This is a genomic window from Lentzea albidocapillata subsp. violacea (assembly GCF_900100275.1).
Lineage (GTDB): Bacteria > Actinomycetota > Actinomycetes > Mycobacteriales > Pseudonocardiaceae > Lentzea > Lentzea violacea.
In genome coordinates, this window is record NZ_FNET01000019.1 from 78,663 (window position 1) to 92,103 (window position 13,441).

Below are 13,441 nucleotides of genomic sequence, written 5' to 3' on the forward strand. Positions count from 1 at the left end.
TCGTAGGCCGGTGAGGTCGGCGACAAGCACCAGGTTCGCCTTGGGCAAGCCGGACCTGCGGATCAGGTTCACCTCGCAGATGACCACGCGCGACGCGTGCGGGTTCGCGATCCCTTCGAAGCCTGTGCGTCAACGGGTACAACGTGACGATCAACATCGCGCGCTGGGTCTGGGATACGAACACAAGTCCTGTCAGGAGAACGGCGCCCTGGCGTCCGTGATGATGCAGTAGTCGTGGGGTGTCTCGAATGACTACCTGGCCGCGTTGGGCCCTGACCGGATGAGCAAGGACGGCAAGGTGCGCAAGCCCGACGCCTGGCCCTGTCCCATCAGCCGGCGACCGTCACTCCACATAGGACAAGACGGTCATCATTCCCGCCTCGCTGTGGTAGATGTTGTGACAGTGGGTGAGCCACTGGCCGGGATTGTCGGCATCGAAGTCCACGATCAGTTCCCGGCCGGGCAGCACGATCGCGGTGTCCCGGCGAGGACCGGTCTTGCCGTTCGCCCGTACCTGGAACGTGTGGCCATGCACGTGCATCGGGTGAAACATCTGCGACTTGTTCTGCATCCGCAACCGCACGACCTGCCCGGAGCGGATCGGCAGTCCGTCGGTCGGGTCGTAGACCTTGCCGTTGATCGTCCAGGAATATTTGTCACCGGGACCTTCCAGGACGAGATCGTGTGTCACATCCGGCTCGCGCAGCGGCAGGGCGACACTGTCCGTCGCCTGCAGTGCGTTCATCTCCGGCACCACCAGCTTCGCCAGTTCCGCAGCGAGAGACTCGTTGTCCGTTGATGCCGCCACTCCAGTGGACAGCAGGACCTGGGCGAACTGACCGCGGCCTTCAGCAAGGGCGAGCACAGGCGCCGTCCGGTCAGGAACAGTCACGACGCAGTCGAGCCGCTCGCCCATGCCCAGCAGCACGACGTCCAGCTCCACCGGCACCACGGGGAAGCCGTCCGCGTGAGTCACGGTCATCGGCACCCCGGGCACACCGACCCGGAACGCGGTGTCGGCCGCCGCGTTGATCAACCGCAGCCGAATGCGCTGGCCCGGCTTGGCGGCGAACGTCTGCGGTGCTTTCCATACCTTGCCGTTGGCGAGCACGTGCGGATAGATGACGTCGCCGGCGTCGCCCCCGAGCAGATCGGACTTCGGCATCGCCGGCATGCCGGGCATCGAGCCGTGGTCCATGTTCGGCATACCCTTGGCGCGCAGTTCTTCGAACACGGCATCCGGTGTCCGGCCGAGCCCATCGAGCCAGTCGTCGAGCACGACGACCAGTTCGGTGTCGTAGTTCCCGCCGTCTTCCGGGTCCTCGACGATCAGAGGCGCGTACAGGCCGCGGTCGAGCTGCGCACCCGAGTGCGGGTGGAACCAGTAGGTTCCGGGGTCCGGTGCGGTGAACTCGTAGGTGAAGGAACCACCGGGCACGATCTCGCTCTGCGTGAGGTCCGGCACGCCGTCCATGTCGTTGCGCAATGCGACGCCGTGCCAGTGGATGCTCGTCGGCTGCGACAGCTGGTTGCGCAGCTCGACGTTCAACAGGTCACCGCGCCTGATCCTGATCTCCTTGCCGGGCAGCTCCCCGTACGACCAGGTATTCGCCGTGACGCCACCCAGGTCAAACTCGGTCTGGAGGGCGGTGAGCTTGATCGATGTTCGGCGCGCACCCGCGATCTGACGGGCGCGCTCGGCGGCCTCGACCTTCGGAGATTTGGGCCCGATGAGGGTTCCACCGCTGGAGGAACCGCCGCCGCTCGCGCAGCCCGCGGCGCCGGTGGCCACCACGAGGCCGAGGCCGAGCCGGAAGAGGTCCCGGCGGCCGAGAGATGTGGACTGAACAGTCATGACGTCCTCCAGAATCATCTACTAAGATGCATAGTAGCGAGTTCGGCGGCGGACTTCGATCACGGCCACGCCGATCAGGGAGCGCCGACAACACGAGCAGGGCCGCCCGATGCGTGGGTCAGGTCACAGACCATACCCCTACCCCGTATGACCACAAGTCCTTGCACACCCATACCCCCCTTAGGTATAAAGGTGGCAAGCGCCCGTCGTTCCCCCGGTCAGTTGCGACCGGCCGCGCGACGGACCGATCGACAGGAGCGGTACATGCACGGCTACACCGACAACAAGGACGCCCACCTGCGCCGCCTGAAGCGCATCGAGGGCCAGGTGCGCGGTCTGCAGCGGATGATCGAGAACGACGACTACTGCATCGACGTGCTCACCCAGATCTCCGCAGCAACGCGCGCACTCCAGGCTGTCTCACTGGGACTGCTCGACGAGCACCTCAAGCACTGCGTCAGCGAGGCCATCACCGAGGGCGGCGCCAAAGCGGACGAAAAGATCGCCGAGGCCAGCAACGCCATCGCCCGCCTCGTCCGCTCCTGATTCCCCCAGTCCCACCCGCACACGAGGAGTTCCCCAATGGCCGAGGCCACCTACACCGTCACCGGCATGACCTGCGGACACTGCGTCAGCTCGGTGACCGAGGAGATCAGCCAGATCGGCGGTGTGCAGAAGGTCGACGTCGAGCTGGCCAGCGGCAAGGTGACCGTCACCAGCGACCAGCCGGTGGCGGAGGACGACGTCCGGACCGCGGTCACCGAGGCCGGCTACACGCTCGTCGCGAGCTGAAAGGATCCGAGATGAACACCGCCACGAAGGTGACCGCCTACGCGGGCGTGCTGGCGATCGTCTTCGGCGGCGCCTGGGCTGCCGGCGCCGTTGTCGGCCCGTCCGGCGGCGAGAGCGCGCCGGCCGCGATGGACCACGGCGCCGCACAGTCCACCCCCAGCAACACCGGGGACAAGCTGCCGCCCGGTCTGTCCGTCGCGGAGAACGGCTACGTGCTCAAGCCGTTGCGCACCACCGCGACCGCCGGTGAGCAGCAGCCCTTCCAGTTCACGATCGGCACCGCTGACGGCGGCACGGTCACGAAGTTCGACGTGGAGCACGAGAAGCGACTGCACCTCGTACTGGTGCGCCGGGACGGATCCGGTTTCCAGCACGTGCACCCGGAGATGGCCGCGGACGGAACGTGGTCGGTACCGCTGACCCTGCCCGCCGCCGGCAGCTACCGCGTGTTCGCCGACTTCAAGCCGGAGAACGGCACCAAGACCACGCTCGGCACGGACATCCAGGTCTCCGGCAGCTACGAGCCGAAGCAGTACGACACCGACACACGTGAATCCACAGTGGACGGCTACACCGTCCGCCTCGACGGGGAACTCAAGCCCGGCGCGGAATCCCTGGTGACCACGACCGTGACCAAGGACGGCAAGCCCGTCACCGACCTGCAGCCGTACCTGGGCGCGAACGGCCACCTCGTGGCGCTGCGCTCGGCCGACCTCGCCTACCTGCACGTCCACCCTATGGACGCACCGGGCGCCGGTCCTGAGGTGAAGTTCATGGTCGAGGTGCCGACCTCCGGTCGCTACCGCCTGTACCTGGACTTCCAGCACGAGGGCAAGGTCCGCACCGCCGAGTTCAGCCTGGGTACCACCGGATCCGCCCCCGCACCGTCCACACCTTCCACGTCCGCTCCGGCCACCACGTCGTCTGAGAACCACGGCGGTCACGGTGGCTGAGCCCGGCACCATCGAGGAGGCGCGCTCCATGAGTTCACCGGCAAGTGAGATCGAGCTGTCGATCGGCGGCATGACCTGCGCCTCCTGCGCCGCGCGGATCGAGCGCAAGCTCAACAAGCTCGACGGCGTGCAGGCCACCGTCAACTACGCCACCGAGAAGGCCAAGGTCAGCTTCCCCGAGTCACTGACCGCCGAAGACCTGGTGAAGGTCGTCGAGAACACCGGCTACACGGCCGAGCTGCCTACTCCCCCGCAGGCCGACGGGAGCACCGAGCAGTTCGAAGAGGATCCGACGCGCTCGTTGCGGCAGCGGTTGATCACCTCGGTCGTGCTTACCGTGCCGGTGATCGCGTTCGCCATGATCCCGGCGCTGCAGTTCACCTACTGGCAGTGGCTGTCGCTCACGCTGGCCGCACCCGTCGTGGTGTGGGGTGCATGGCCGTTCCACAAAGCGGCGTGGACCAACCTGCGCCACGGCGCCGCAACGATGGACACGCTGATCTCGATCGGCGTCGGCGCAGCGTTCCTGTGGTCGCTGTACGCGCTATTCCTCGGCACCGCTGGCACGCCCGGCATGACGCACGCCTTCGAACTCACCGTCCAGCGGATGTCCGGCGCGGGCAACATCTACCTCGAAGTCGCCGCGGGCGTGACCACGTTCATCCTCGCCGGCCGCTACTTCGAGGCACGGTCCAAGCGTCGCGCCGGTGCCGCGTTGCGTGCCCTGCTCGAACTCGGCGCCAAGGAAGTCGCGGTCCTGCGGGACGGACGCGAGCAGCGCATCAGCATCGACGAGCTGAAGGTCGGCGACCGGTTCGTGGTGAGGCCGGGCGAGAAGATCGCCACCGACGGCATGATCGAGGAGGGCAGCTCGGCGATCGACGCGAGCATGCTCACCGGCGAGTCGGTGCCCGTCGAGGTCACCACCGGTGACGCGGTCGTCGGCGCCACGGTCAACGCGGGCGGACGGCTCGTCGTGCGCGCCACCCGCATCGGCGCGGACACACAGCTCGCGCAGATGGCAAAGCTCGTCGAGGACGCGCAGAGCGGCAAGGCCGAGGTACAACGCCTGGCCGACCGGATCTCCGCGGTGTTCGTGCCGATCGTGATCGCACTGGCCGTCGGAACGCTGGCGTTCTGGCTCGGTGCGGGCTCGGGTGCCTCGGCGGCGTTCACCGCCGCGGTCGCCGTGCTGATCATCGCCTGCCCATGCGCACTCGGCCTGGCCACGCCCACCGCGTTGCTGGTCGGCACCGGTCGCGGTGCCCAGCTCGGCATCCTGATCAAGGGTCCCGAGGTGCTGGAGTCCACCCGCCGCGTCGACACCGTCGTGCTCGACAAGACCGGCACGGTCACCTCCGGGCAGATGAGCCTGGTCGAGGTCCATGCGGCAGACGACGTGACCGAGGAGGAGGTGCTGCGCCTGGCGGGCGCGCTGGAGCACGCCTCCGAGCACCCGATCGCCAAGGCCATCGCCACCGGCGCCACCGAACGCGTCGGCGAACTGCCCGCGGTCGAGGGCTTCCAGAACCTGGAAGGCCTCGGCGTGCAAGGTGTCGTCGACGAGCACGCCGTCCTCGTCGGCCGCGCTCGCTTGCTCGAGGAGTGGAGCGTCCGACTCAGCGAAGAGCTCACCACCGCGAAGAAGGAGGCGGAGGACAAGGGCCGCACCGCCGTGCTGGTGGCCTGGGACGGCGAAGCACGGGGTGTGCTGGTCGTGGCCGACACGGTCAAGCCCACCTCGGCCGAGGCGATCGCCGGACTGCGTGATCTCGGACTGCGGCCGGTGCTGCTGACCGGCGACAACGAAGCCGTCGCCAAGGCCGTGGCCGCCGAAGTCGGGATCGACGAGGTCATCGCCGAGGTCCTGCCCAAGGACAAGGTCGACGTCGTCAAGCGCCTGCAGTCCGAGGGCCGTGTGGTCGCGATGGTCGGCGACGGCGTCAACGACGCCGCGGCGCTCGCTCAGGCCGACCTCGGGCTCGCGATGGGCACCGGCACGGACGTCGCCATCGAGGCCAGCGACATCACGCTCGTCCGAGGCGACCTCCGGGCCGCGGTGGACGCAATCCGGCTGTCGCGCCGCACGCTCGGCACCATCAAGGGCAACCTGTTCTGGGCCTTCGCCTACAACGTGGCCGCACTTCCGCTGGCCGCACTGGGACTGCTGAACCCGATGATCGCCGGGGCCGCAATGGCGTTCTCGTCGGTGTTCGTGGTGAGCAACAGCCTGCGCCTACGGGGATTCCGCAGCGCGAACAAGCAGACCGTCTGACTCGGTGGTCCGGCTCGCACATCCGCGAGCCGGACCGCCACGTCTGCTCGTGACCACTGAGGGCGTGAGGCTGTTCCTGGTCGGTGAAGCCGCGGACATGACCTGGCACGTGATCTTCGGCATCGAGGTGGACCTCGAGGCCGCTCAGCCCAGCAAACCTGCTGTTGATGTCCAGCGGCGTCCGATTGGCGCCCGCCGTTCGCCGCCGTGACACTGCTCTGTTCGGGGACCTCGCCGTCCGCCGGCTCAGGCACAGCGCCGACCGGCCTGGCGGGCTCCGGATCACAGGGCACACCGATGGACGCCTCACCACTACTACTAAGATCCGTAGTAGGAATGAGGTGGCCATCGGTGTTGACCAGAACGATCGTCCGAGGACCGTGGCGGGGTGCTGCCGTCGCCGTCACAGGAGGCGTCAGCCTCGCGCTGGCGTTTCCACCCGCCGGACTGTGGCCGCTGGCCGCACTCGGACCCGCACTGCTGGTACTGGCCGTCTCCGGGCGCCGCCCGCGGGCGGCCTTCGGACTCGGCGCCGTGTTCGGACTGGCGTTCTTCGGCCCGCTGCTGTGGTGGCTGACCAACCTGGGCCTGCTGCCGTGGATCGGCCTCGTGGTGGTGCAAGCGCTGTTCGTGGGTGTGCACGGCGTCCTCATCCGGGAACTGCTGCGGCTGCGGTGGTGGCCGGTGGCGGTCGCGGCGAGCTGGGTCGCGATCGAGGCGGTGCGCGGCCGGTTCCCTCTCGGCGGATTCCCCTGGGGCCGGCTCGGGTTCAGCCAGGCCGACGCACCGTCACTGCCGTGGGCGAGCATCGGCGGGGTTCCACTGCTGAGCCTGCTCGCCGCGCTCACCGGATCGGCACTCGCATGGACACTCCTGTCCGGCGCACGACGCCGGACCGGCCTGGTCGTCGTGCCCGTCGCCGGGCTGGCCTGGATGGCAGGAGGAGCCCTGCCCGCCCCGGCACCGTCGGACCGAGACCTCACCATCGCGGTCGTACAGGGGAACGTGCCCCGCGGCCGGACACTGGCCGAGCAGGTGCGGGTCCGCCAGGTGACGCAGAACCACGCCGAGGCGACGTTGAAGCTCGCCGAGGACGTGCGGGCCGGTCGAGCGGCCGCCCCGGATCTCGTCGTGTGGCCGGAGAACTCGACCGACACCGACCCGCGGGACAACCCGGCCATCGCCCAGACGATCCGCACCGCGGTGCAGGCCATCGACCGGCCGGTGCTGATCGGCGCGATCGTCCGCCAGGACGGACGCATGTTCAACGTGGGCCAGCTGTGGTTGCCCGACCGCGGCTCGGTGGCCGAGTACGCCAAGCGGCAGCTGGTGCCGTTCGGCGAGTACGTCCCCGGCCGGTCGCTGTTCCGCTGGGTCCAGCAGCTGCAGTACATCCCGCGCGACTTCAGCCCTGGCGATGGCGACGGCACGCTGGACGCTGGCGGCATCCGGATCGGGGACGTCATCTGCTACGAGGTCGCGTACGACGGCCTGGTGCGGTCTTCGGTCAATGCCGGTGCGGCGTTGCTGGTCGTGCAGACCAACAACGCCACGTACATGTTGGACGGTCAACGCGGAGAGACACTGCAACAGCTGGACATGGCCCGTGTTCGCGCGGTGGAGCACAACCGGCCCGCGGTGGTCGCCTCGACCACCGGCATCAGCGCGGTCGTCCGCCCGGACGGGTCGATCGCCGCCATGACCGAGCCGTGGGCGCAGCAGGTCCTCGTCGAGCGGGTGAACCTGCGCACGACCACATCGGTGTGGCTCTCGCCGTGGCTCGAGCTGCTCGCCGTGCTGCTCGTGGTGGCCGGACTGGGCGCGGCCGTCGTGGACCGCCGGCTCAGACGCGCCGATGAGCCAGCAACACTCCGCTGACCACTCCCGTCAGGAGAAAGAGCGCGCCGAGCAACGACGCCACCAGCGCCTGCACACCGACGGGCTGGTTGAGAGGCTCAGCTTTCCTCAGCACATAGCCGGTGAGGAAGGCGATGAAGGCGACGGTCATGAGTCCGAAATGGACCAGGGCCAGGCGGAACGCCTTGGTGCGCGCGGGAATCGGCATCGAGTCGAGGAAACCGACGACTCCGGCGGCACCCGCGGCCAGCAGCCCCCACCCGATCAGCGAGGTCGCTCCTCGGACATGTGCCGCCGGGTCGACGGCCGAACGGGAGGTGAAGTCCAGGACGAGACTCACCGACCAGCAGCCGACAGGGAGCACTGCCAGCACCGCGTGCGGTCTGGTGTGCCGTCGCCACGGCCGTGACCTGGCAGCATCCATTTCGCGGTCGATCCACATCCGATCAACTCTACTATTCAGAATAGTAGAAAGGTAGGGATCACGGCATCGTCGGTTGCCGCAGGCGATCAGCGAACACGCCAAGCGGGACGACCCGGTCGCCACCCCCAGCGGCAACCTCGTCGACTGCAGGCAGCGTCTTCTGGTCGATCATGCGGTCCGCGAGCCCGTCCGGCATGTCGGCCTGACCTGGGCCGCCTGCTGCGACCCACGCGAGGATGTCCTGGGTCGCCTCCTCGGTGAGCACCCCGCCGAACCAGACAGGACGTGTTCCCCGCGCACGTACCGCCGGAGCCGGGCGGACAACCACGACGTTGGAGTAGTCGCACGAGTCCAGGCAGTCCGCGACGCGGACGTTCCCGGCTCCGGCGCCCTCGCGCAACCCTCGATTCGCGCTGCGCAGTGGGGGCGGCTGTTCACCCTCCATGTCGTGCTCTACCCCGGCCGGATGAGGGTGGATCGAGATGATGCGGGCCGACCGGGGCGAACCACTTCCTCGGCCTGTGGAAGTGCGATCAGGGCGAGCCCGCGGCACCGAACGCCGCCACCGCCGCCCGGACCTGATCCGGGGTGCGGAACACCAATGGGTCGGTGATCTGCCGCACCGTCCCGTCCGGCCGGACGACGTAGGAGACGGGCAACACCCGTGGGACGGCCAGTGCCTTCTGGACGGCTTCGCCGGTGTCGACGACGCTCGGGTACCGGACGCCGAGTGCGACAACCGCGCCGAGCGCTTCGGAGGGCACGTCCTGGACGTTGACCCCGACGACCGGGACGGCGCCGGGTTGCCGGGAGTACTCCTGCAACACCGGCATCTCCTCCCTGCACGGCTGGCACCAGGACGCCCACAGGTTCAGCAGCACGGTCCGTCCGGCCAGCGCACCGCCCAGCTCCACGGTGCCGGGAGATCCCAGGCACTGCACCGTGAGACCGGCGAGCGGGCCGGCGGATGACCCGGTTCCTGCCTGTGGGCAGGGTTCGAGTGCTGCCCGCTGCCGCGCCTCGGCCAGTGCCGCGTCATCCTGCGCCGGAACCGAACGGCTCGGCCGGACGTCGTTCGCGTCGTCCCTAGGCCACAGCGCCACAGCGGCCGCCACGGCGAGCACGACGACGAGAATCGCCCACCTCATCTCACCCTCCCGGAGCGGGTTGCACGGAACCCTCGGTTCGCGAGTCGGGCCTGCGGCCGTCCAGCATCGCGTCCAGCGCGCTCTTCAGCAGGGCCGCATCGGTCTTCCCGGTGATCTTCGCCTCGATCGTGCCGTCGCGACCGACCAGGAACGTCTCGGGCACCCCGAACACTCCGAACTCCAGGGCTAAGGCCGATCCTTCGTCACGCACGTACCGGTACGCTCCGGCGGGGCCCCGTCCCAGTTCGTCGAGGAACACCTTCGCACCAGCAGGTTTGTCCTGGTAGTTCACGCCCACGAAGACGACGCCGGCATCCTGATAAGCCTTGGCGGCGGCCACCAGGATCGGGTGCTCCTCGCGGCACGGCACGCACCACGAGGCCCAGAAGTTCACCACGACGACGTTGCCGCGCAGCTCGGCGAGCGACGTCGAGCCGCCGCCTTCCAGGTTCGGCGACGCGACGGCCGGCACCCGCTTCCCGATCAGCGGCGAGTCGACCAGTGCCGGGTCCTTGCCCAGGCGACTACCGAAAACGGCACCGACGGCCACCGTGACGACGACCACGGCCAGAGCCGCCCACCGGACCTTGCGCCACCCGGACCTCGTGTCTGTCATCGCGATCCCGTCTCCTTGAGCGCGGTGAACCGATCACGCACGGCAGCGGGTACGCCGTCACGCCGCAGGACATCGTCCACAACGGACAGCGCGTTCGCACGGTCCTGGTCGGCCGTCTCCTTCTGGAGCAGGATCTCCAGGTGTGCCGCAGCCTTGTCGTACGCACCGGCGGTGACGTACCTGCGCACCAGCGCGAGCCGCATGCCCGCCACGCCGGGGTTCGCCGCGATCACCTGCTCCATCTCCTCGTCCGTCACCGCGGAAAGGTCCCGTGACGGCTGCTGGAGCACCTCGTTGCCGCTCACCGCGCCACCGGCGGGCCGCTCGCCGAGCTGGTCCGGCAACAGAACCACCACGGCGAACAACGCGACCACCGCGGCAACCACGTAGGCGATCGCGGGACCGCGCCGTCCTTGTCGCCGTGCCCGGCGGGCGACAGGCGATTCGAGCTGCCGAATGGCCGCGGCGGCGACCGCCTCGTACTCGTCGCGGAGCCGCTGTGCCGCGGCGGGAGGGATTTCGCCGGCCTCGACCTGTCGCTCGAGGTCGACGATGTCGCGCAACGCCTGGTCGCGTCGCTCTTCGATGCGTTCCACGTCCTCGGTCACGGCTGTTCCTCGATCGGGTCGCGCGTCCGGATCTCTTCCAGTGCGGCGTCGACCATCTCGCGGTCCTCAGTGGACGGTTCCACCGGTTCCGGCCGCCGCCTCCAGCGGAGCACGAACCACGTCGTGCTCGACGCGACCGCGGCGAGAGACAGGATCCACAGCGCGAGAGTCCTGCCGGACATCGGCGGGTCGATCAGCACCCAGCCGCCGTAGCGGGCCCGGAAGTGATCGATGATCTGGTCGTCGGTCCGGCCCGCGGCGATCTGGTCGCGCACTACCTGCCGCATGGCCTGGGCGGTGTCCGATGGCGAGTCCGCGACCGAGACGCTCTTGCACACCGGGCATCGCAGCCGCTGTTCCAGCTCGTAGGCGCGGTCGGTTTCGCGCCCTGGGCCGCCGGCCAACCCGATCACCGTGACGGCGAGCAGCACGACCAGCAGCAGCCCGCTCCCCCACCGCACCAGCAACCTACGCACGGGAGACCACCTCCGGCGCAGCCTCCTCGTCCGTCTTCTTCCGGCGTAGCCGTCCGCTGACAGCCCAGAACCCGCCTGCCGCGACGAGCGCGCCACCGGCCCACAACCACGACATCAGCGGGTATCGGTAGAGGTTGAGCACCACCCGGTTGTCTTCGAGCGCACCGAGCGCCACGTAGACGTCCTGCGCGACGCCGGGCCAGACCGACGGCTGTCCCACCGCCTGCGGGCGCCCGGCGAAGACGCCGAGCCGCGGCTCGGCGACCCGGACCACCCGGCCGCCCTCCCTGAGCACGATGTGGGCGTCGGTGCTGGTCCGGTCGGAAAGCTCGTGGCGCTCGGTTTTCTCGAACGTCACGGAGTACCCGGCGAACTCGGCCGAGGCGCCTCGTTCGAGGGTCACCGTGGCGCGCTGCGCGAAGGCGCTGGAGGAGACGATCGCCAGTGCCACCACGGCGACGCCGAGGTGCGCGAGCTGGCCACCCCAGTAGGCCCGCTGTGACCTCAGCAACCGCCACACCGCCGCGGGGCGCGGATGCGGCACCGTGACGACCAGCTGCCGGACTGTCGCCGTGACACTTGCCGTCACCAGGAACATCACCAGGACGACGCCAGGATCGCGCACTCCCGCCAGCACCATCGCCGCGGCGGCGGAACTCGCGATCAGCAGCGGGATGCGCAAACGCATCCACATCACGCCGAACGTGGCGTGCCGATAGGGCGTGAACGGCCCGATTCCCATCGCCAGCAGCAGCCCGAGCGACAACGGGACCGCCATCCGGTCGAAGAAGGGCCTGCCCACCGACACCTGTGCCCCGGTCACCGCCTCCACCAGCACGGGATAGACGGTGCCGGTCAGCACGACGAACGCGAACACGGTCAGCAACAGGTTGTTGACCAGGAAGACGCCCTCGCGACTCGCGAGACGTTCCGGGCGTGACAAGGACGCCATCCGCTCGCCGCGCAGGGCGAAGAGCGTGAACCCGCCACCGAGCACGAGCACGAAGAATCCCAGCAGCGCGGGACCGACCGCGGACTGCGAGAAGCTGTGCACGGACACGACGACGGACGAGCGGGTCAGGAACGTGCCGAGGATCGTCAGCGCGAACGTCGCCAGCACCAGCACGAAGTTCCACGACTGCAGCATCCCGCGCTTCACCTGCACCACGGCCGAGTGCAGGAACGCGGTGGCTACCAGCCACGGGATCAGCGCGGCGTTCTCCACCGGGTCCCACGCCCAGTAGCCGCCCCAACCGAGCACCTCGTACGACCACCACGCGCCGAGCACCAGCCCGCCGGTCAGAAAGCTCCACGCGACGAGGCCGGCGCGGCGGCTGCGGCGCAACCAGTCGACGCCTCCTCGCCGCAGCAGCAACGCCGACATCGCGAAGGCGAACGGCACGGTGAACCCGACGAACCCGAGGTAGAGCATCGGCGGGTGGAACGCGACCATGATGTGGTCGCGCAGCAACGGGTTCGCACCCGGCCCATCGGCAGGTGGATTGGCCATGATGGTGAACGGGTTGGCCACCGTGGTGACGAGACCGAAGAAGAAGATCCCGACCACGCCCATGACACCCAGTGCTCCGGTGCCCAACCGGTCCTCGACCGAGCGCACCTGCCGTGCCACAACGGCGGTGTAGCCCGCCAGCACCAGCGTCCACAGCACCAGACTGCCGCCCAGGGACGCCCACGCGCTGGTGATGGTGAAGAACAACGGTGTGGACCGGGAATGCACTTCGGCCACATAGGACATCGCGAAGTTGTCGGTGACCAGGGCTCCGATGAGGGCGCTCATCGACAGCACGGCGCCGCCGAGCATGCACCACGCGGTCACCCGCAGGCGTGCGTGACGTACGCGGTCAGGATTGCGCTGAGCCCGGAAACCCAGTAGCGCCAACACGATGGAGGCAGCGAGGCCGAGCATCGCGCCGCTCCAGCCCGCGGAGGGCAGGACGGTGTTCACGGTGCCGCACCTTCCGTCGCGGGTGGACGGTAGTTCTCGTCGTGCTTGACGATCATCGTGTCGGACACGAACCGGCCGCCCTGCCAGGAACCTTCGACAACGACGCCGATGCCAACCTGGAAGAGCTGAGCGGGCGCACCGGTGTGCTCGACGGTCACCGAGGAGCTCGTCGCGTCCAATCCCGAGCTCACCACGAACCGCAGCCCGCCCGAGGAACGGTCGACGCTGCCGTCGCGGACGAGTCCGCCGAGCTGAAAACGGCGCCCGTCCGGGAAGTCCGCCCTGCGCCCGACCGCCTCCTCCGGGGTCAGGTAATAGACCAGATTGCGGTTGAGGTTGCCGAAGACAAGCAAGCCCACGAGCACAAGTACGACGCCTGCGACCGAGACGACCAGAAGCCGGTAGCGCTTCACGAGCGGCGCACCAAACTGATCGCGTACACAGCAAGCGCGCCATAGGCGATCACGAAGC

General features: G+C 68.8%; 15 protein-coding genes. 6 read left to right on the top strand and 9 right to left on the bottom strand.

The features are described 5' to 3' along the window. Positions 1-343 precede the first annotated feature (343 nt). On the bottom strand, positions 344-1,855 hold the full coding sequence (locus BLR21_RS31960) for a multicopper oxidase family protein (RefSeq protein ID WP_090012023.1): 1,512 nt from the start codon (positions 1,853-1,855) through the stop codon (positions 344-346). A gap of 264 nt (positions 1,856-2,119) precedes the next feature. On the opposite strand from BLR21_RS31960, the gene BLR21_RS31965 reads away from it, so the two are divergent. The 6 genes from BLR21_RS31965 to lnt all read left to right on the top strand — a co-directional run bounded on the left by BLR21_RS31965 (position 2,120) and on the right by lnt (position 7,753). Next, a complete protein-coding gene (locus BLR21_RS31965; RefSeq protein ID WP_090011895.1) occupies positions 2,120-2,401 on the top strand; it encodes a metal-sensitive transcriptional regulator in 282 nt (93 codons plus the stop codon). 36 nt (positions 2,402-2,437) lie between these two features. Further along, the gene (locus BLR21_RS31970; RefSeq protein WP_090011897.1) at positions 2,438-2,647 is read left to right on the top strand and encodes a heavy-metal-associated domain-containing protein; all 210 of its coding nucleotides are present in this window, start codon (positions 2,438-2,440) and stop codon (positions 2,645-2,647) included. A gap of 11 nt (positions 2,648-2,658) precedes the next feature. Continuing rightward, positions 2,659-3,600, top strand: a complete 942-nt coding sequence (locus BLR21_RS31975) for a hypothetical protein (protein WP_090011899.1) — start codon at positions 2,659-2,661, stop codon at positions 3,598-3,600. Positions 3,601-3,628: 28 nt separating this feature from the next. Beyond that, on the top strand, positions 3,629-5,875 hold the full coding sequence (locus BLR21_RS31980; RefSeq protein WP_090012025.1) for a heavy metal translocating P-type ATPase: 2,247 nt from the start codon (positions 3,629-3,631) through the stop codon (positions 5,873-5,875). Between the two features lie 49 nt (positions 5,876-5,924). Continuing rightward, positions 5,925-6,086, top strand: coding sequence for a hypothetical protein (locus BLR21_RS42850; RefSeq protein WP_176929896.1), 162 nt, complete (start codon positions 5,925-5,927; stop codon positions 6,084-6,086). A 140-nt stretch (positions 6,087-6,226) separates the two neighbouring features. Further along, positions 6,227-7,753, top strand: a complete 1,527-nt coding sequence (gene lnt, locus BLR21_RS31990) for an apolipoprotein N-acyltransferase (RefSeq protein WP_176929897.1) — start codon at positions 6,227-6,229, stop codon at positions 7,751-7,753. Here the strand turns inward: lnt and BLR21_RS31995 are convergent. The 8 genes from BLR21_RS31995 to BLR21_RS32030 all read right to left on the bottom strand — a co-directional run bounded on the left by BLR21_RS31995 (position 7,719) and on the right by BLR21_RS32030 (position 13,383). Further along, a complete protein-coding gene (locus tag BLR21_RS31995) occupies positions 7,719-8,174 on the bottom strand; it encodes a DUF2231 domain-containing protein (protein ID WP_143027960.1) in 456 nt (151 codons plus the stop codon). The genes lnt and BLR21_RS31995 overlap by 35 nt on opposite strands. A 40-nt stretch (positions 8,175-8,214) precedes the next feature. Further along, complete coding sequence (locus BLR21_RS32000) at positions 8,215-8,601, bottom strand: hypothetical protein (RefSeq protein WP_143027961.1); 387 nt, start codon at positions 8,599-8,601, stop codon at positions 8,215-8,217. A gap of 88 nt (positions 8,602-8,689) precedes the next feature. Further along, positions 8,690-9,304, bottom strand: coding sequence for a TlpA family protein disulfide reductase (locus BLR21_RS32005; RefSeq protein WP_090011908.1), 615 nt, complete (start codon positions 9,302-9,304; stop codon positions 8,690-8,692). Position 9,305: 1 nt separating this feature from the next. Beyond that, entirely contained in the window at positions 9,306-9,920 is a 615-nt protein-coding gene (locus tag BLR21_RS32010; protein WP_090011910.1) for a TlpA family protein disulfide reductase, read from the bottom strand. Beyond that, positions 9,917-10,528, bottom strand: a complete 612-nt coding sequence (locus BLR21_RS32015) for a hypothetical protein (RefSeq protein ID WP_090011912.1) — start codon at positions 10,526-10,528, stop codon at positions 9,917-9,919. The genes BLR21_RS32010 and BLR21_RS32015 overlap by 4 nt, the downstream gene beginning before the upstream one ends. Continuing rightward, entirely contained in the window at positions 10,525-11,004 is a 480-nt protein-coding gene (locus BLR21_RS32020) for a cytochrome c-type biogenesis protein (RefSeq protein WP_090011914.1), read from the bottom strand. The genes BLR21_RS32015 and BLR21_RS32020 overlap by 4 nt, the downstream gene beginning before the upstream one ends. Beyond that, on the bottom strand, positions 10,997-12,970 hold the full coding sequence (locus BLR21_RS32025) for a heme lyase CcmF/NrfE family subunit (RefSeq protein WP_090011916.1): 1,974 nt from the start codon (positions 12,968-12,970) through the stop codon (positions 10,997-10,999). The genes BLR21_RS32020 and BLR21_RS32025 overlap by 8 nt, the downstream gene beginning before the upstream one ends. Continuing rightward, entirely contained in the window at positions 12,967-13,383 is a 417-nt protein-coding gene (locus BLR21_RS32030; RefSeq protein WP_090011917.1) for a cytochrome c maturation protein CcmE, read from the bottom strand. Before BLR21_RS32030 ends, BLR21_RS32025 begins: the two co-directional genes overlap by 4 nt. Positions 13,384-13,441: the final 58 nt, after the last annotated feature.

Coding starts and splice junctions, on each gene's coding strand:
- BLR21_RS31960 (WP_090012023.1), bottom strand. CDS start 1,855: ATGACTGTTCAGTCCACATCTCTCGGCCGCCGGGACCTCTTCCGGCTC.
- BLR21_RS31965 (WP_090011895.1), top strand. CDS start 2,120: ATGCACGGCTACACCGACAACAAGGACGCCCACCTGCGCCGCCTGAAG.
- BLR21_RS31970 (WP_090011897.1), top strand. CDS start 2,438: ATGGCCGAGGCCACCTACACCGTCACCGGCATGACCTGCGGACACTGC.
- BLR21_RS31975 (WP_090011899.1), top strand. CDS start 2,659: ATGAACACCGCCACGAAGGTGACCGCCTACGCGGGCGTGCTGGCGATC.
- BLR21_RS31980 (WP_090012025.1), top strand. CDS start 3,629: ATGAGTTCACCGGCAAGTGAGATCGAGCTGTCGATCGGCGGCATGACC.
- BLR21_RS31995 (WP_143027960.1), bottom strand. CDS start 8,174: ATGTGGATCGACCGCGAAATGGATGCTGCCAGGTCACGGCCGTGGCGA.
- BLR21_RS32000 (WP_143027961.1), bottom strand. CDS start 8,601: ATGGAGGGTGAACAGCCGCCCCCACTGCGCAGCGCGAATCGAGGGTTG.
- BLR21_RS32005 (WP_090011908.1), bottom strand. CDS start 9,304: ATGAGGTGGGCGATTCTCGTCGTCGTGCTCGCCGTGGCGGCCGCTGTG.
- BLR21_RS32010 (WP_090011910.1), bottom strand. CDS start 9,920: ATGACAGACACGAGGTCCGGGTGGCGCAAGGTCCGGTGGGCGGCTCTG.